The following is a 17,570-nucleotide window of genomic DNA, read 5'->3' as shown; positions in this document are numbered from 1 at the left end:
TGCTCCGTACGTGGTGTGTGGGACGTCTTGTTCCGCACAGGGTGTGCGCGGGACGTCCTGTTCCGTACGTGGTGTGTGGGACGTCTGATCAGGACACGTCGACCACCACCGAGTGCCAGCCGGTCGCACCGTTGGGGACGGTGCCGACGCGCCGGCCGGTCTGGGTGGCACCGGTACGGTCCGTCGCGCGGACCTCAAGGGTGTGGTTGCCGGGGGTGGCCGGCCATTCCCACACCCACTGGCGCCAGGTGTCCGGGCTGTCCTCCGCCGCCAGCCGCGCGGTGTGCCACGGCCCGCCGTCCACCCGGACCTCGACCCGCTGGATGCCGCGGTGCTGGGCCCAGGCCACGCCGGCGACCGGAAGGGTGCCGGCCTTCGGGGAGGCGAAGGGGCGGGGGGTGTCGATCCGCGACTCGGTCTTGACCGGCGCCTGCGCGGACCAGGAGCGTTTGACCCAGTAGGCGTCGTAGTCGGCGAACGTGGTGAGCTCGATGTCCTTGATCCACTTGCAGGCCGACACGTATCCGTACAGGCCGGGGACGACCATCCGGACCGGGAAGCCGTGAGTGAAGGGCAGCGGTTCGCCGTTCATGCCGAGGGCCAGCAGCGCGTCGCGCCCGTCCATGACGGCCTCGACCGGTGTGCCGATCGTCATACCGTCCACCGAACGCGCCACGATCTGGTCGGCGGGTCCACCGCCGGACGGCGGCCTCACCCCCGCCTCGCGCAGCAGATCTGCCAGCCGGACCCCGATCCACCGGGCGTTGCCGACATACGGTCCGCCCACCTCGTTGGAGACGCAGGTCAGGGTGATGTCGCGCTCGATGATCTCCCGGCGCAGCAGGTCCTGGAAACTGAGGGCGAGAGGCTTCCTCACCCCTGTGCCGTGGATCCTCAGCCGCCATTCGCCCGCGTCGACGCGCGGTACGACCAGGGCCGTGTCCACCCGGTAGAAGCTCTTGTTCGGGGTGATGAACGAGCTCAGACCCCTGATGCCCAGATCGGCGCCCGCCGGTACCGCAGGTGCCGCGGAGGCGGGTGCGGGCAGCGTCAGGTCACGCCGTGAGGCCTCCGCCCCGGCCTGGACGGCGGAGGTGAGCTGCCGCCCCAGCAGCCCGGCACCGGCCGAGGCCGCCGCGGCCGCGCTCGCCGCGATGACGAAGCCCCGGCGGTCGAAGGTGCCGCGGTCCGGCCCCCCGCCGCTGTCGCCGGCCTCGTCGCCGGCCTCGGGAGAGGGACCGGGAACCGGAGGCAGCCTTCCGGCCAGGAGATAGAGCACTCCCGCGGCCACCACGGCACCCACCACCGAGGGCAGGGCGTCGGACGGGTGGCCCTCCGGCCGTCCGGCCGCCGCTACTGCCCCGATCACACCGAAGACCAGAACGGCGGCGGAGCCGGCCGGCCGGTGCCGTGCCGCCAGCACTCCGACCGCCATGGCGAAGACCGCCAGCAGGACCAGAATGCCGAGCTCCAGCACCAGCTTGTCGTTGGTGCCGAAGTTCCGTACGGCGAAGTCCTTCAGCGCCGGGGGAGTGCGGTCGATCACGGCGCCGCCCACCGCCGCGACCGGACCCGCTTCGGGACGGACGACCCCCGCCACGAGCTCGGAGACGGCCAGGGCGCAGAACCCCGCGATCACACCGCTGAGCGCGGCGAGGGCGGTACGTGCCCAGCGGGACCGCCGGGGCGCCGGGGCCCCGTTCCGTGTGTCGTTCCGGTCTTCACTCACATCCGGCATTCGGCGCCGGATGCCCGGTGGATTGCTCTGTCACCCGAACGGATGAGAGTCGGTCCCCGCCAATCCGCAGTGCGACCGGTAACGAACCACAGCCGTAAGGCATCGCCGCCCACACGTGAAGGCGCGAGCGGCGAGGGGCGCCGGCAGGCGGAGGGAACGGATCGGTATGACAGGCAGACGGCAACGCACCGCGGTGGTGGGGAGCGGGGTGGCGGGACTGACCGCCGCCCACATTCTGCGCACCACCCACGACGTGACGCTGTTCGAGGCGGACGACCGGGTGGGCGGCCACGCGCACACCCATGACCTCCCCGCCTCGGACGGCCGCGTCCACCGCGTGGACTCCGGCTTCATCGTGCACAACCGGCGCACCTATCCCCATCTGCTGCGGCTCTTCGCGGAACTCGCCGTCCCGACACAGGAGTCGGAGATGAGCATGTCCGTCAGGTGCGAGGGATGCGGCCTGCAGTACGCGGGCGCCCGCGGCCCGGCCGGTCTCCTCGCCCGGCCGGCGACGGTCCGCGATCCCTCCTATCTGCGGATGCTGGCCGCCGTCCCCCGCTTCCACCGGGCCGCCCGCCGGCTCCTGGCCGACGGCGGCCCGGACGCGGACACGATGACGCTCGGCGACTTCGCCGCCCGCTGCCGCTTCTCCCCGTACTTCACCGCCCACTTCCTGACCCCCGTGGTGGCCGCCGTCTGGTCCTGCGACCCGGTGACCGCGATGCGCTACCCCGCCCGCTACCTCTTCCGCTTCCTCGACCACCACGGGATGCTCGCGGTCGGCGGCTCCCCGGTGTGGCGGACCGTCACCGGCGGATCGGGCGCCTACGTCGAACGGGTCACCAAGCAGCTCTCCGCCGTCCGCACCGCGACCCCGGTCCGTGCCGTGCGCCGCCACGCGGACGGCGTCGACCTCGTCACCGCCGACGACACCACGGAAGCGTTCGACTCCGTCGTCATCGCCACCCACCCCGACCAGGCACTGCGCATCCTCGCCGACCCGACGGACGAGGAACGCCGCACCCTCGGCGCCTTCCACTACTCCCGCAACCCCACCCTGCTGCACACCGATGCCCGGCTGCTGCCGAGCGCCCGAGGCGCCCGCGCCTCCTGGAACTACCTGATGCCGGACTGCTCGGCCGACGCCGGACACGTCACCGTCAGCTACGACATGAACCGGCTCCAGCGGCTCGACGCCCCCGAGACCTTCGTCGTCACCCTGAACGGCGCCGGCCGTGTCGCCCCCGGCCTCGTCCGCGCCCGGATGGTCTACGAACACCCCGTCTTCACCCCGGAGTCGGTGGCCGCGCAGGCCCGGCTGCCCGCCCTGTCCGGCCCGGTCACCGCTTACGCGGGGGCCTACCACGGCTGGGGTTTCCACGAGGACGGCTGCCGTTCGGGGGCCGAGGCCGCCGCCGCCCTGGGGGTGGACTGGTGAACGCCCTCTACCCCTGCACGATCGTCCACGTGCGGACCGCGCCCAGCACGTACGCGTTCCGGCACCGCACCTACCTGTGGCTGATCGACCCCGACGGGCCGCCGCCGCTGCCCGCCCCGCTGCGCTTCCTGGCCGGTTTCGACCCGCGCGACCACTTCGGCGGCACGGCCCCGACCATCCGGGCCGGTCTGAGCCGCTTCCTGGCCGCCAACGGCCTGGACCTCGCCGACGGGACCGTGCGGATGCTCACCCAGGCCCGGGTGTTCGGCCATGTCTTCAACCCGCTGACCGTCTACTGGTGCCGCCGCGCGGACGGCAGCCCGCTCTGCACGGTCGCCGAGGTCCACAACACGTACGGCGAACGCCACTGCTACCTGCTGCGCCCGGACGCGGACGGCAGGGCGTCCACCGGCAAGGAGTTCTACGTCTCGCCCTTCTTCGACGTCGACGGCTCCTACCGGATGCGGCTCCCCGAGCCGGGGGCCCGGCTCGACCTGACCGTGCGTCTGGAGCGCCGCGGTATCCGGCCCTTCGCCGCCACGGTCCGCGGTGTGCGCCGCCCGGCCACTCCGCGTGCGCTGCTCCGGCTGGCGCTGCTCCACCCCTGGTCCACGGCCGCCGTCTCGGCCGCCATCCGGTGGCACGGCATCCGCCTGCTGCTGCGCGGACTGCCCGTACAGCCCCGCCCGCACCACCGTTCCCAGGAAGGAATGCAGTGACCGTGTCCACGTCCGACTCCGTGCCGCATGCCACGTCCGACTCCGCGTCCCATGCGACGTCCGACTTCACGTCCGACTCCTCCCGTTCCCCGTCCCCCTCCGCCTCGCCTCCCGCGCGCGCCACCGGGACCATCGACCCCGGGCGCTGGCCCGACATCGTGCGGCCGCCGCGCGGCTCCCGGCTGCGTACCGCCGTCGCCGAGCGGCTCGTCGTCCACGCGCTGGGCCGCCTCCCGCTCCAGGTCCGGCTGGCGGGCCGCGCGGACCTAGGCCTCGGCGGCCCGCTGATGGACGTCCGCGATCCCGCCACGTTCTTCCGCAGGATCGGGGCCGACGGACTGATCGGCTTCGGCGAGTCGTACATGGCGGGGGAGTGGGACGCACCCGACCCGGTGGCCGTGCTGACCGTCCTCGCCGGCCAGGTCACCACCCTGATCCCGCAGCCCCTCCAGCGGCTGCGGGGCATCTGGGCCCGGCGCCGGCCCGCCGGACAGCTCGGCACCCGCCAGGGGGCCCGCGACAACATCAGCCACCACTACGACCTCTCCAACGAGCTCTTCCGGCTCTTCCTCGACGAGACCCTCAGCTACTCCTCCGCGCTCTTCCGCGGCTTCCCCGCCGAACAGTCCCTGCTGCCTGCCGCCCAGCACCGCAAGATCGACCGGCTGCTGGACCTCGCCGCCGTCGGACCCGGCACCGCACTTCTGGAGATCGGCACCGGCTGGGGCGAGCTGGCGATCCGGGCCGCCGCCCGAGGCGCCCGGGTCGTCTCCGTCACCCTGTCGCGGGAGCAGCAGGAGCTGGCCCGCCGCCGGATCAGGGACGCCGGATCCGAGGACCGCGTCGACGTCCGGCTCCGCGACTACCGGGACATCGACGGGGAGTACGACGCGGTCGTCAGCGTCGAGATGATCGAGGCGGTCGGCGCGCGGTTCTGGCCGGTCTACTTCCGCACCCTGGAACAGCGGCTCGCACCCGGCGGCCGGATCGCCCTCCAGGCCATCACCATGCCCGACGACCGGATGCGCGCCGGCGGGAACACCTACACCTGGATCCAGAAGTACATCTTCCCCGGCGGGCTCCTCCCGTCGGTCGAGGCCGTCGAACAGGTCACCGCCGCACACACCGGCCTGCGGGTCGACCGCCGCGACGCCTTCGGCACCCACTACGCCGAGACCCTGCGGCTGTGGCGGGAACGCTTCACCGAACGGGCCGCCGACGTCGACGCGCTCGGCTTCGACGCCACCTTCCGCCGGATGTGGACCTTCTATCTGGCCTACTCCGAAGCGGGATTCCGCTCCGGCTACCTCAATGTGCAGCAGATGCTGCTGACCCGTCAGGAATCAGCCCGATGACACCCACCGCCAGGCAGACCGCCGCCCCCGGCGCGGCACAACGCGTCGAACCCCTCGCCGAGCAGTTGCTCGGCGGTGAACTCCCGGTCAGGGTACGGATGTGGGACGGCAGCGAGACGGGCGCCGCCGACGGCCCCCTGATTCACGTCCGCTCCCGCCGGGCACTGCGCAGACTCCTGTGGGCGCCGGGCGAACTCGGTCTCGCCGAGGCCTACATCACCGGTGACCTCGATGTCGAGGGAGACCTCGCCACCGGGCTGCGGGCCATGCGCCACGCGGTGCGTGAGCGCGGGCTGCGTCCGCCGCGCCCCGGCGCCGGCAGTCGGCTGCGGGCCCTCGGTACCGCGCTGCGCATGGGCGTCGTCGGCCCCCGGCCACCGGTGCCCGCCGCTCGTGCCGGACTCCGCGGCGTACCGCACAGCAAGGACCGTGACCGGGCCGCCGTCAGCCACCACTACGACCTCTCCAACGCCTTCTACGCGCTGCTCCTCGACGAGACGATGGCCTACTCCTGCGGCTACTGGACCAGTGACGCCCCCGGCTACGGTCCCTCGGACGCGCAGCGCGACAAGCTCGAACTGATCTGCCGCAAGCTGGGACTGCGCCCCGGCGCCCGGTTGCTGGACATCGGCTGCGGCTGGGGATCGCTGACCCTGTACGCCGCGCAGCGGCACGGTGTCCGCGTCACCGCCGTCACCCTCGCCCGGGAACAGGCCGCCTACGTCCGCCACCAGGTGACCGAACGCAACCTCGGGGACCTGGTCGAGGTCCGCTGCTGCGACTACCGCGACATCGCGGCGGCGCCGGGCCACCAGGGCGGCTATGACGCGGTGTCCACCGTCGAGATGGGTGAGCACGTCGGGGACGCGCAGTACCCGGCCTTCGCCGGCACGCTGCACACCATGGTGCGCCCTCGCGGCAGGGTGCTCGTCCAGCAGATGTCGCGGGGGCGCGATGCCCCCGGCGGCGGTGCGTTCATCGAGTCGTACATCGCCCCCGACATGCACATGCGCCCGCTCGGAGAGACGGTCGCGCTGCTGGAGGGCGCCGGTCTCGAAGTGCGGGACGTCGAGGGGCTGCGCGAGCACTACGTACGGACCGTCGACGCGTGGCGGCGCACGCTGGAGGAGCACCACCAGGAGTTCACGGGCCTTGTCGGCGAGGAGGGGGTGCGTGTGTGGCGCCTCTATCTGGCGGGCGGAGCCCTCGCGTTCGAGGAACGGCGGATGGGCGTGGACCAGATTCTCTGCGTACGTCCGGAGCCGACCGGTTCGGCCGGGATGCCGGGCACCCGGAACGGCTGGTACGCGGCTCCGGCCGAAACACCGGCCGCACGGGGCGGGGTGCCGGCCGCGCGCGACGGGGCGACGGCCGGACACGCGGGATGAGCGGCTTCGCATGGGCGGGGTTCGCCCAGGGCCTCGTGCCCTGTGCGGGCGCCGCCCTCGCCGTCATGCTCGTCACCTTCGCCGTCGCGCTGCGCAAGGGTGTGCACCGGGTCGTGGATGTCGCCTGGGGCCTCGGATTCACCGCCGTGGCCCTCGTCTCGTTCGGCGTGTCGGCATCGGACGGCGACGGCACCCGCCGCCTCCTGGTCACCGTGCTCACGGCCGTGTGGGGGCTGCGCCTGGCCTGGCACATCGCCCGCCGGGGCCGCGGCCACGGCGAGGACCCCCGGTACGCGGCGATGCTCGCCAAGGCGCCCGGAAACCCGCGTCTGTACGCCCTGCGGAAGGTGTATCTGCTCCAGGGCGCCCTGGTCTGGCTGATCTCGCTCCCGGTGCAGGCGGCCGGATATCTGACCGGCTCCGCCGGGGGATGGGCCTGGGCCGGTACGGGAGTGTGGGCGGCGGGGCTGGCCTTCGAAGCGGTGGGGGACCGTCAGCTGGCGCGGTTCAGGGCCGGCCCGGACAACCGGGGGAAGATCATGGACCGAGGCCTGTGGGCCTGGACCCGGCATCCCAACTACTTCGGCGACTTCTGTGTGTGGTGGGGCCTGTTCCTGATCGTGTGCCAGGCACCCGGGGCGGCCGCCGCGACCCTGGTGGCACCTGTCCTGATGAGCTTTCTGCTCATCGGCGGCAGCGGAAAGGCGCTGCTGGAACGGCATATGGCCGAACGCCCGGGCTTCGCCGCGTACAAGGCCCGCACCAGCGGCTTCTTCCCGCGTCCCCCGCGCCCGCGTCGCTGAGCGATCCGCCCGGGGCAGTGTGCCCCGTGCTCCGCCGCCTCCCAACGGCGGAGCAGGGGCGAACACCGCGAAATGGCCACGGCCCGCCGGGACGACCCGACCCGGCGTGAGCCACGGTGACCACTGCGTCAGGGCCCGCACGCGCGGCCGTACCGGTCACTTCATGACGCGTGCGGCCGTACCGGTCGCTTCACCACGGGTGCCCCGCCCGGCGCCGATCATGCGGACGGGCGCTCGTTCACGCCGACGGCAGGACTATCAGCCCCAGCGGGGCCGATGTCGGCTGCGCCGACCCGCCCGCGGGTTCGACGGTCACGCCCATGCCCGTCGCGTCGTCCACCGGTCCGTCCAGCAGAGCCGCGTACGTCTTCGACGAGGGGCCCGTAGGAGGCATCAGGCCCGCGGAGCGCATCGTGCCGTCGTCGTCGAACCACAGCTGGTAGACCTTGCCGGCAGGCGCCCCGGGAAGCTCCGCGGCCAGGAACGCGGCGCGGTTCCGGCTCCTGGACACCACGATTGTGCCCTTCCCGCCGTCCTTCAGGGCCCCGGACCGCGACCGGGCGTCGGGTGCCGCGAGGACCTGCGCGAGCTGATCGTTCTGCCGCTGGGTGTCGCGGGCGTCCTGCTGGGCGTCCCGGGCCACCTGGTTCTGCCAGACCGCGATCCCGCCGAAACCCGCGGCCGCCGCCAGGCACGCGGCGAGCGCCAGCCTCGGCCACGGGGCGGCGCGGCCGAGAGGCCTGGTGCGTGCCCGGCGGCCACCGGACGGAGGCTCCTGACGTACGGTCGCGACCTCCCGCATGACCCGCTCACGCAGTTCCCGGGGCGGCGTGACGGAGACGGCGAGCCCGAGCCGGGTCGCGGTCTCCGAGAGCTCACGCACCTCGACGGAACAGGCCTCGCAGTCGCCCAGGTGGCGTTCGAACTCCCGGCGTTCGGACTCCGGCAGCGCGTGCAGGGCGTAGGCGCCGGTCAGTGTGTGCAGTCCGGCGTCTCTCATGCGCCCACTCCGAGGCAGTCGCGCAGCCGGATCAGACCGTCGCGCAGTCGGGTCTTGACGGTTCCGAGCGGTGCCGCGAGCAGCTCCGCCACCTCGCGATAGGTCAGCCCGCGGTAGTACGCCAGGGTGACGGACTCCCGTTGCAGCTCGGACAGGGTCCGCATGCAGCGGCGTACCTGCTCCTGCTCCAGCCGGCTCTCCACCTGTTCGGTGACCTCGTCGAAGGCGGGGGTGCGGTCGAGCAGCGCGGCCTTGTGCTCACGGGCCGTCGCCGCTTCCACCGAGCGCACCCGGTCCACCGCGCGGTGATGAGCCAGCGTCAGCACCCAGTTCATGACACTTCCCCGGGCCGCCTGGAAGCGTGACGCCGTACGCCACACCTCCACCAGCACCTCCTGCGCGACCTCCTCCGACTGGGCGGGGTCGCGCAGAACACTGCGTACGAGTCCGAGCACCGGCCCGCAGACCGCCTCGTACACCTGCGAGAAGGCATCCTGATCGCCCCGGGCGACCATCCCCATGAGCTCCTGGAGATCGGGCCCCGCCGAGGCGAGTCCGCTGATGTGCACGGCTTCTTTCACACGGGCTTCCTTCCAGGGTGCTCATCGTTCTCCGGGGTGGTTCGGAGCCGGTGGCGGCGCGGATTGGTCAGAGGGCGGAATCCTTCCAGAGCGAGGGCGGAATCCTTACGGACTCCGGAGAGGCACGGCCGGGTGTACCCGCAGAAGCGCGGCCATGTGGAGGTGCGGGCGTGCGGCGGCCGGGCGCTGCTCCGAGTACGCGCCGCACGGCATCATCCGGGGCCGGGTGATGCCGGGACGCCGGACCGGCCGGCCGGGTCGTGGTGCCGGCCGGCGTCGTCTCACCGGTTCGCAGCCACGCCGTCCGCCCGGTCCGGGAGTCCGTTTCCGGGCCGGTCTCCGCGCTGCCGGAGCGCGCGCAGTGCCAGGAAGAGCAGCAGCCCGAAGGGCGAGAGCAGGATCGTCAGCACCAGCAGCGGACCCATCAGATACGGCGAGAACCCGAGCCTGCGGCTCTCCAGGAACATCCACTGGCCCAGCAGCAGGTCCCAGGCGATGACCTGCGCCCACACCGCACCCGCCCCGTTCGCCAGCGCGGTCAGTTCCCGGAACGTGTCGATGTCCGGGCTGCTCACCGCGGTCCAGAGCTCGGGAAGGACCGGAACGGCCATCGCGAGATAGACGGCGAGCACCGGCAGGACCGTCAGGGGCGAGGCGGCTGCCCGTGCGGTGACGGCCCGTCCGGGCAGGAAGATCATGAGCAGCCAGAACGGCGCGGCCAGCACGAACGAGATCTCGAAGAGTGCACCGGTCATGACACGAGCTCCTTCTCGAAGGCGGGGGAGGCGGGTGCGGTGTGCGTCCCGGAGCGCGGTCGCAGCGCGCCGTACGCACCGGCGGCGGTGGCGGCCAGGACGAGAGCCGCGGCGGTGAGGGTCGCGCCGTCCGGGTGGATCAGCGGCCGGCCGCGCAGCGCCTGCCAGGCGACCAGGGCGGTGACCGCCGCGTAGGCACCGGAGGCGACCCGCACCAGGCGCAGCCGGACCCGGGGGTCGCGCAGCCGGGCGAAACGCGGCGCCAGCGCGACCAGCGCGAGCAGGAACAGGGGGAGGAGCTGGAGCGCGTGCATCCCGACGAAGTGCGGGATGCGCAGATCGCCGCCGGTCGTCGACCAGCCGGTGAGCGGCATCGAGGGCCCGCCGTCAGGGACGCCCACGGCGTGCGCGCCGACCACATCGGCGGTGTCGAGGTTCCCGGCCGCGCGCTGCTCCTTCGAGGGCCGCGTCATCAGGAAGCCGAAACCGGCGCCCACCAGGGCCAGCAGCACACCCGAACGGATCGCCCAGGCGGCGGCGCGGTCCGCGATGCGGGCGCGCGTCAGAAGGATCGCGATGACCAGGGTGCCGGCCCACAGGATGACCACGGTGGCGCCCATCACGGCGAACAGCGACGCGTCGAACGGTGTCGCCTGGTTGAAGTGGCTGCGCTTCCCCCGGACGACCTGCCCGGTGATGATCGCCATCTCGACGAAGCCGGAGAGCGCGACCACGGTCCCGGCCCACCGGCCGACGCGCCGGCCCCGGGTGAGCAGCGTCAGCATCCAGGCGAGCGCGAGGGCGTACACCACGAACGAGACCGCGAATTTGAAGGGTTTGAACCAGATCGCCGAGCCGGCCAGGACCCGGTCGTCGACCAGGAGGCCCACGCCCGAGACGACCGTCATCACGGCCATGGCGGCGGCGAAGAGGACTAACGGGCGGTGCCAGGTGCGCCATTGCGGCATGAGATCCCCCAGAGATGATGACAACATTATGGATAGCGGCACTCACCGCTATCCGATAGTGGAACTATCTATGATGGGGTGCGTGGCGGCAAGTGGATTGAGGGAGAACACGCTTTGCGCATCGGTGAGTTGAGCCGCAGGTCCGGGGTTCCGGTAGCGACGATCAAGTTCTACGTACGGGAGGGGCTGCTGCCTGCCGGGCAGTTGACCAGCCCGAACCAGGCCAGTTACGACGACGGGCACGAGCGCGGGCTGCGGCTGATCCGCGCCCTGCTGGACGTCGGAGGGCTCCCGCTGTCGGCGATCGGCGAGGTGCTGCGGGCGATGGAGGACCCGGACCTGTCCGTACACGACGTGCTGGGCGTGGCGGCGAAGAGCATGGCGCCGTCACGGGGCGACGATGCCGGGCCCGAGCTGGAGGACGCCCGCGAGGACGTGGCGGAACTGCTGGAGCGCCGGGGCTGGAAGTCCGGGGCGCGCAGCCCCGGAGGGGAGTCCCTGGCCGAGGTGCTGGTGGCGCTGCGCCGGGCCGGCCACGGCGGCTTCGCCGGACTCCTCGACGACTACGCGGCTGCCGCCGAGCAGGTGGCGCGGGCCGACCTCGACTATGTCGGGCGCCATGGGGCGCGCGAGGACCTGGTGGAGAGCGTGGTCGTCGGCACGGTGCTCGGTGAGGCGATGTTCGCCGCCCTGCGACGGCTCGCGCATGTGGACGCCTCGGTGCGGGCGTTCGGCGAGGACGCGGACGGCTGAGCCGGCGGTGTCCGGTCCGGCCGCGGCCGGCCGGCGGCCGTGGGGGCACATGCCCGTGCCCCGGCCGGTGGACCGGGGCACGGCGCGGCTGCCGGGGGGACGGTTACGCGGCGCCCTCCTGCTCGCGTTCCACCTGCTCGTTCCATTCGCGCTTGACCGAACGCCAGGCGTCGTCGTTCTGGCCGAGCCGCCAGTAGCCGGAGATCGACAGCTGCGGCAGCGGGATCCCCCGGTCGAGCCGCAGATGACGGCGGATCTCCTTGACGAAGCCGGCCTCGCCGTGGACGAACGCCTGGACGTCGCCCGCCGGGAACTCCAGCCCCTTCACGGCGGCGACGAGCGCCTCGCCCACCGGGCGCTCGCCCCGGTGCAGCCAGGTGACCTCGACGCCGTCCGGCGACGCGATCTTCTGCTCCTCGGAGGCGTCCGGGATCTCGATGAACGCGTGGACCACCGCGCCCGCGGGCATCTGCTCCAGTGCCGCGGCGACGGCCGGCAGCGCGCTCTCGTCGCCCACCAGAAGATGCCAGCCGGCCGAGGCGTCGGGGCCGTAACCCCCGCCGGGGCCCAGGAAGGTCACCTGGTCGCCCTCCTTCGCGCGCGCCGCCCACGGTCCGGCGAGGCCCTCGTCGCCGTGCACCACGAAGTCGATCGCCAGTTCCCGGGCGGCCGGGTCCCAGGAACGCACCGTGTAGGTGCGGGTGGTGGGCCAGAGCTCGCGCGGGTACTCCTCGCGGATGCGGGCCATGTCGAAGGGATGTGTGTACTCGGCGCCCTCGGGGGCGAAGCACAGCTTGACGTAGTGGTCGGTGAAGCCGGACAGCGTGAAGTCGGTGAGACCTTCACCGCCGAGCACCACCCTGATCATGTGCGGGGTGATCTGCTCGGTGCGCAGGACCTGCGCACCCTGCGCTGTGGGCGCCTGCCGCGCCGGTCGTTCTGCCACGAGGTTGTCTCCCTGCTCCGGGTGCCGGACCGGTGGCCCATGCAAGGGGTTACGGCCTTAGGGTTACCTAACCTAACATCTCAGGCGGCAAGTGTGGAGAGCAGGCGCTGGAGCGCTCCGCCCAGGCCCCACTGGTCCGCGAGCGCTTCGAGCGTCGCGGGGTCACGCGGTTCGGAGGGCAGCGTCGGGTCGAACTCCGGAAGCGGAACGTCGCCGGCGACCCGGACCACGGTCGGCGCGACGGCCACGTAGGCACGCGCCTCGTCGAGCCGCTTGCGCTGCGAAGGCGTCAGCTTGGCGGCCGGGTCGTCGACCGCGGCCATGATCCCGGCCAGGTCACCGAACGCGTCCAGCAGCTTCGCGGCCGTCTTCTCGCCGATACCGGGAACGCCCGGCAGTCCGTCGCTCGGGTCGCCGCGCAGCAGTGCCAGATCGACGTAACCGGAGCCGTCCACCCCGTACTTCTCGCGGAGCCAGGCCTCGTCCGTCACCTGAAGGGTGCCGACGCCCTTCAGCGGGTAGAGCACCCGCACCTCGCGGGCGTCGTCCACCAGCTGGTAGAGGTCCCGGTCGCCGGTGACGATGTCGACCGGGCCGGTCGCCAGGCCGGTCAGTGTGCCGATCACGTCGTCGGCCTCGTATCCCGGGACACCGACCCGGGCGATGCCCAGGGCGTCGAGGACGTCCGCGATGACCGGTACCTGCGGGGCCAGTGTGTCGGGCGTCTCCTCCTCGTCGGGCAGGCCCGCGCCGGTCTCCACCGCGACGCGGTGCGCCTTGTACGAGGGGATCAGGTCGACCCGCCACTGCGGCCGCCAGTCCGCGTCCCAGCAGGCGACCAGATCGTCCGGGTGGTGGTCCTGGACGAGCCGGCCGATGAAGTCCAGCAGCCCACGCGCGGCGTTGACCGGTGTCCCGTCCGGTGCGCGCACCGAGTCGGGCACTCCGAAGTAGGCGCGGAAGTAGAGGGAAGCGGTGTCGAGGAGCATCAGGCGTCGCGTCACACCCCGATGATGCCGCACCCCGCCGACAGTGGCCGCCGTGGACGCGGTTCCCGGACGGCGGCCGGAGTTCTGTGACCTGGGTCACTCTTGTGTTTGCCACGTGTAAGTGAGGGCAGGCGCGGCATCGGAGCGGATCACGTCGCATTTTCAACTAGTGCACGTGCCATGCGGACCGAATCCGCACCGCTCCACGGTCTGCCGGAGGGGGTGGCAGACCGTTCTCGGTTCAACGCGTGAGGTGTATGTGTCAAGGCTGCAAGCCGAGCACTTGTACAAGGTGTTCGGCAGACGACCCGATCAAGCCGTGCAGAAGCTGGAGAGCGGCACGGACCGCGACGAGCTGCGCGCAGACGGAACGACCGCAGCGGTGATCGACGCATCGTTCACCGTGGAACCGGGCCAGATCTTCGTCGTGATGGGTCTGTCCGGGTCCGGCAAGTCCACGTTGCTGCGCATGCTCAACGGGCTGCTGGAGCCCACGGCCGGCAAGGTGCTCTTCGATGGCCAGGACCTGACCGCCCTGAGCCCCGCACAGCTTCGCCATGTCCGCTCCACCAAGATCAGCATGGTGTTCCAGCACTTCGCGCTCTTCCCCCACCGGAGTGTCCTGGAGAACGCCGGTTACGGCCTGGAGGTCCAGGGCGTGCCGCGCGACGAGCGCAACCGCCGCGCCGCCGAGGCACTGGAGCTGACCGGTCTCGCCGGCTGGGAGAACTCCTGGCCCGACGAGCTCTCCGGCGGTATGCAGCAGCGTGTCGGCCTGGCCCGCGCGCTCGCCACCGACGCCGACCTGCTTCTGATGGACGAGTCCTTCAGCGCACTCGACCCGCTGATCCGCCGCGACATGCAGGACCAGCTCCTGGAGCTGCAGAAGCGGCTGAAGAAGACCATCGTCTTCATCACCCACGACCTCAACGAGGCCATGCGCCTCGGTGACCGCATCGCGGTGATGCGCGACGGCGAGATAGTCCAGCTCGGCACCGCCGAGGACATCCTCGTCACCCCGGCCAACGACTACGTCGCGTCCTTCACCCAGGACGTGGACCGCGCCCGGGTCCTGACCGCGGGCGCCGTCATGGCCGAGCCGCACACCGTCATGGGCACCACGACGGACGACGGCAGGGAACTGCGTACGCCCGCCGACGTCCTGCGGGAGGCCCCGGCCAGCGTCGTCGAGTCCACCCCGATCATCGAACTCTTCACGCCCTGCTCGCAGAGCGGTGTCGCGGTCGCGGTGACCGACGACAAGGGCAAGCTCGTCGGCGTCGTGCCGAGGGCCCGGCTGCTCGCTGTGCTCGGTGAGCCGATGCCCCCTGCCGAGGCTCCCCAGGACGCCACGGACTCGCTGAAGAAGGTGGCCAATGTTTAGGCTCCACCTCGGCGACTGGGTCGACTCGGCCGTCGACTGGCTCCAGACCCACCTGGCCTGGCTCTTCGACGCCATCAGCTCCGTCGTGAGCGGCATGTTCGACGGCATAGCCGCCGTGCTCTCCGCCCCCGCCCCCCTGCTCTTCGCGGGCATCGTCGCCGTCATCGCCTGGTGGCTGCGCGGCCTGCTCGCCGGTGTGCTCGCGTTCGTCGGCTTCGCCCTCATCGACTCGGTCGAGTTGTGGGACGAGGCGATGGACACCCTCACCCTGGTACTCGTCGCGACCATCGTGACGCTGGTCCTGGCCATCCCCCTCGGTATCTGGGCGTCCCGCTCGAAGACCGTCAGCGCGGTGATCCGGCCGGTCCTCGACTTCATGCAGACCATGCCCGCCATGGTCTACCTCATCCCCGGCGTCATCTTCTTCGGTGTCGGCGTCGTCCCCGGAATCATCGCCACCATCATCTTCGCGCTGCCCCCGGGCGTCCGGATGACCGAGCTCGGCATCCGCCAGGTCGACGGCGAACTCGTCGAGGCGGCCGAGGCCTTCGGCACCACGTCACGCAGCATCCTGCTGCGGGTGCAGCTGCCGCTCGCGCTGCCCACGATCATGGCGGGCATCAACCAGGTCATCATGCTGGGCCTGTCCATGGTGGTCATCGCCGGCATGGTCGGCGGCGGCGGCCTCGGCGGCTCCGTCTACCGTGCGATCGGCAACGTCGACGTGGGCCTCGGCTTCGAAGCCGGTGTCTCCATCGTCGTCCTGGCGATGTACCTGGACCGTATGACCAGCGCCCTGGGCCGCGAGGTCTCCCCGCTCGCCCGCCGCGCACTCGCCAAGGCGCAGTCGCTGGCCGGCGGACTCAAGGTGTGGAACTACCGCCCGCAGCCCGTCGTCGCCGTGGTCGGCATCGTCGTCCTCGCCCTCGTCGCAGGCGGCATGGGACTGTTCGGCTCCTCGGACACGGACGACACCGCGAGCTCCGACCCGAAGAACGTCGGGGCCGGCAAGAAGATCAGCATGGGCTACATCCCGTGGGACGAAGGCATCGCCTCCACCTTCCTGTGGAAGGAGCTGCTGGAGCAGCGCGGCTTCGAGGTCGACGCCAGGCAGTACGAGGCCGGTGCGCTGTACACCGGCATGGCGAGCGGTCAGATCGACTTCGAGACCGACTCCTGGCTGCCGGTGACCCACGCCGCGTACTGGAAGAAGTACAAGGACCGCCTGGAGGACATGGGCTCCTGGTACGGCCCCACGTCGCTGGAGCTCGCCGTTCCCTCGTACATGAAGGGCCTCGACTCGCTCGACGACCTGAAGGGCAAGGCGTCCGGCTTCAAGGGCCGGATCGTCGGCATCGAGCCGAGCGCCGGTGAGATGGGTCTGCTCAAGGACAAGATCCTGCCGGGCTACGGCCTGGACAAGGAGTACAAGGTCGTCGACGGCTCCACCCCGGCCATGCTGGCCGAGCTGAAGCGCGCGTACGCCAAGAAGGAACCGATCGTCGTTCCCCTCTGGTCGCCGCACTGGGCCTACAACCAGTACGAACTCACCAAGCTCAAGGACCCCAAGAACCTCTGGGGCAAGGGCGACGGCATCCACACGCTGGCCCGCAAGGGCTTCGCGGCCGACAACCCCGAGGTCGGCACGTGGCTCAAGAACTTCAAGATGACCGAGGACCAGCTCACCAGTCTTGAGGCGCAGATCCAGAAGAGCGGTTCCGGCAAGGAGCAGGAGGCCGTCCGCACCTGGCTGAAGGCCAACCCGGGCGTCGCCGACACCTGGACCCCGGTCAAGAAGGCCGCCGCCTCCGGCACCGCCGACGGCAAGGACGAGCGCGACCGTGCCATCGAGATGGCCTGGTTCCCCTGGGAGGAGGACATCGCCGCCACGTACCTGTGGAAGGCAGTCCTGGAGGACCGCGGTTACAAGATCAACCTCAAGCAGTTCGAGGTCGGCCCGATGTACGCCGCGATGTCCCGCGGCCAGCTCGACGTCCAGTTCGACGGCTGGCTGCCGTACACCCAGAAGAACTACTGGGACAAGTACGCGTCCAAGCTGACCGACCTCGGCTCGTGGTACGGCCCGACGTCACTTGAGATCGCGGTGCCCGACTACGTCAAGGACGTGAAGTCCCTGGCGGATCTGAAGGGCAAGAGCAGCCGGTTCAAGGGCCGGATCATCGGCATCGAGCCCGGCACCGCCACGATGGAGAACCTCAAGAAGAACGTGCTCCCGAGCTACGGCCTGGACAAGGAGTACAAGGTCGTCGACGGCTCCACCCCGGCCATGCTGGCCGAGCTGAAGCGCGCGTACGCCAAGAAGGAGCCCATCGCCGTCATGCTGTGGACCCCGCACTGGGCCTACAGCGAGTACAGCATGACCAAGCTCCAGGACCCGAAGAAGGCCTTCGGCGACGGCGACCGGCTGCACACCATCGCCTCCAAGGAGTTCCCGGAGAACTACCCGCAGCTGACCAAGTGGTTCAAGGACTTCAAGCTCAGCGAGGACCAGCTCGCGGGCCTGGAGAACCAGATCCAGAAGCGCGGCGCGGGACACGAGGAGGAGGCCGTGAAGGCCTGGATGGACGAGAATCCGGGCATCGCGGACAAGATGGCTCCTCAGCAGTAACAGCGCCGGCGGCCCCACAGGGGCGGCGGCACGGAAGGGGTGGGCACCGCCGACGGCGGCGCCCGCCCCTTCCTGGCTGTCCGGACGGCTCTTTCCCCGCCGACCTCGCCCAACGGAGTGC

At 71.4% G+C, this 17,570-nt stretch carries 15 protein-coding genes; 8 read left to right on the top strand and 7 right to left on the bottom strand.

Annotation, left to right across the window (positions count from 1 at the left end; all coding sequences use genetic code 11):
- Positions 1-88 precede the first annotated feature (88 nt).
- Entirely contained in the window at positions 89-1,729 is a 1,641-nt protein-coding gene (locus ACZ4LX_RS22675) for a molybdopterin-dependent oxidoreductase (RefSeq protein ID WP_467647995.1), read from the bottom strand.
- Between the two features lie 175 nt (positions 1,730-1,904).
- On the opposite strand from ACZ4LX_RS22675, the gene ACZ4LX_RS22670 reads away from it, so the two are divergent.
- The 5 genes from ACZ4LX_RS22670 to ACZ4LX_RS22650 all read left to right on the top strand — a co-directional run bounded on the left by ACZ4LX_RS22670 (position 1,905) and on the right by ACZ4LX_RS22650 (position 7,444).
- Positions 1,905-3,179, top strand: coding sequence for an NAD(P)/FAD-dependent oxidoreductase (locus tag ACZ4LX_RS22670; protein ID WP_467647998.1), 1,275 nt, complete (start codon positions 1,905-1,907; stop codon positions 3,177-3,179).
- Positions 3,173-3,898: a DUF1365 domain-containing protein gene (locus ACZ4LX_RS22665; protein ID WP_467648130.1), complete on the top strand. Its 726-nt coding sequence runs from the start codon at positions 3,173-3,175 to the stop codon at positions 3,896-3,898. The genes ACZ4LX_RS22670 and ACZ4LX_RS22665 overlap by 7 nt, the downstream gene beginning before the upstream one ends.
- 131 nt (positions 3,899-4,029) lie before the next feature.
- Positions 4,030-5,253 (top strand): class I SAM-dependent methyltransferase, encoded by a 1,224-nt coding sequence (locus tag ACZ4LX_RS22660; protein ID WP_467648134.1) that lies wholly within the window; start codon positions 4,030-4,032, stop codon positions 5,251-5,253.
- A complete protein-coding gene (locus ACZ4LX_RS22655; protein ID WP_467648001.1) occupies positions 5,250-6,641 on the top strand; it encodes a class I SAM-dependent methyltransferase in 1,392 nt (463 codons plus the stop codon). Before ACZ4LX_RS22660 ends, ACZ4LX_RS22655 begins: the two co-directional genes overlap by 4 nt.
- Positions 6,638-7,444 carry a DUF1295 domain-containing protein gene (locus ACZ4LX_RS22650; RefSeq protein WP_467648005.1) on the top strand — a complete coding sequence of 269 codons (807 nt, stop codon included), beginning with the start codon at positions 6,638-6,640 and terminating at the stop codon, positions 7,442-7,444. The genes ACZ4LX_RS22655 and ACZ4LX_RS22650 overlap by 4 nt, the downstream gene beginning before the upstream one ends.
- A gap of 238 nt (positions 7,445-7,682) precedes the next feature.
- Here the strand turns inward: ACZ4LX_RS22650 and ACZ4LX_RS22645 are convergent, their stop codons facing one another.
- The 4 genes from ACZ4LX_RS22645 to ACZ4LX_RS22630 form a co-directional block, all read right to left on the bottom strand.
- Positions 7,683-8,444 (bottom strand): anti-sigma factor, encoded by a 762-nt coding sequence (locus ACZ4LX_RS22645; protein WP_467648009.1) that lies wholly within the window; start codon positions 8,442-8,444, stop codon positions 7,683-7,685.
- Positions 8,441-9,025: a sigma-70 family RNA polymerase sigma factor gene (locus tag ACZ4LX_RS22640; RefSeq protein ID WP_467648016.1), complete on the bottom strand. Its 585-nt coding sequence runs from the start codon at positions 9,023-9,025 to the stop codon at positions 8,441-8,443. The genes ACZ4LX_RS22645 and ACZ4LX_RS22640 overlap by 4 nt, the downstream gene beginning before the upstream one ends.
- A 281-nt stretch (positions 9,026-9,306) precedes the next feature.
- A complete protein-coding gene (locus ACZ4LX_RS22635) occupies positions 9,307-9,780 on the bottom strand; it encodes an ABA4-like family protein (RefSeq protein WP_467648019.1) in 474 nt (157 codons plus the stop codon).
- On the bottom strand, positions 9,777-10,697 hold the full coding sequence (locus ACZ4LX_RS22630; RefSeq protein ID WP_467648136.1) for a hypothetical protein: 921 nt from the start codon (positions 10,695-10,697) through the stop codon (positions 9,777-9,779). The genes ACZ4LX_RS22635 and ACZ4LX_RS22630 overlap by 4 nt, the downstream gene beginning before the upstream one ends.
- 165 nt (positions 10,698-10,862) lie before the next feature.
- Here ACZ4LX_RS22630 and ACZ4LX_RS22625 point away from each other — a divergent pair, with 165 nt between their 5' ends.
- On the top strand, positions 10,863-11,501 hold the full coding sequence (locus tag ACZ4LX_RS22625) for a MerR family transcriptional regulator (protein WP_467648023.1): 639 nt from the start codon (positions 10,863-10,865) through the stop codon (positions 11,499-11,501).
- Positions 11,502-11,604: 103 nt separating this feature from the next.
- On the opposite strand, the gene ACZ4LX_RS22620 is transcribed toward ACZ4LX_RS22625, so the two are convergent.
- A complete protein-coding gene (locus tag ACZ4LX_RS22620) occupies positions 11,605-12,447 on the bottom strand; it encodes a siderophore-interacting protein (RefSeq protein WP_467648027.1) in 843 nt (280 codons plus the stop codon).
- Between the two features lie 80 nt (positions 12,448-12,527).
- Positions 12,528-13,436 carry a 5'-3' exonuclease gene (locus tag ACZ4LX_RS22615; RefSeq protein WP_467648139.1) on the bottom strand — a complete coding sequence of 303 codons (909 nt, stop codon included), beginning with the start codon at positions 13,434-13,436 and terminating at the stop codon, positions 12,528-12,530.
- 319 nt (positions 13,437-13,755) lie between these two features.
- Here ACZ4LX_RS22615 and ACZ4LX_RS22610 point away from each other — a divergent pair, with 319 nt between their 5' ends.
- Together ACZ4LX_RS22610 and ACZ4LX_RS22605 are read left to right on the top strand one after the other, a co-directional pair.
- Positions 13,756-14,820 carry a quaternary amine ABC transporter ATP-binding protein gene (locus tag ACZ4LX_RS22610; RefSeq protein ID WP_467648143.1) on the top strand — a complete coding sequence of 355 codons (1,065 nt, stop codon included), beginning with the start codon at positions 13,756-13,758 and terminating at the stop codon, positions 14,818-14,820.
- Entirely contained in the window at positions 14,813-17,449 is a 2,637-nt protein-coding gene (locus ACZ4LX_RS22605) for an ABC transporter permease/substrate binding protein (protein ID WP_467648031.1), read from the top strand. The genes ACZ4LX_RS22610 and ACZ4LX_RS22605 overlap by 8 nt, the downstream gene beginning before the upstream one ends.
- Positions 17,450-17,570 lie beyond the last annotated feature (121 nt).

The organism is Streptomyces sp. NPDC026062 (genome assembly GCF_055568375.1).
This window is presented reverse-complemented; position numbering and strand designations above follow the sequence as displayed.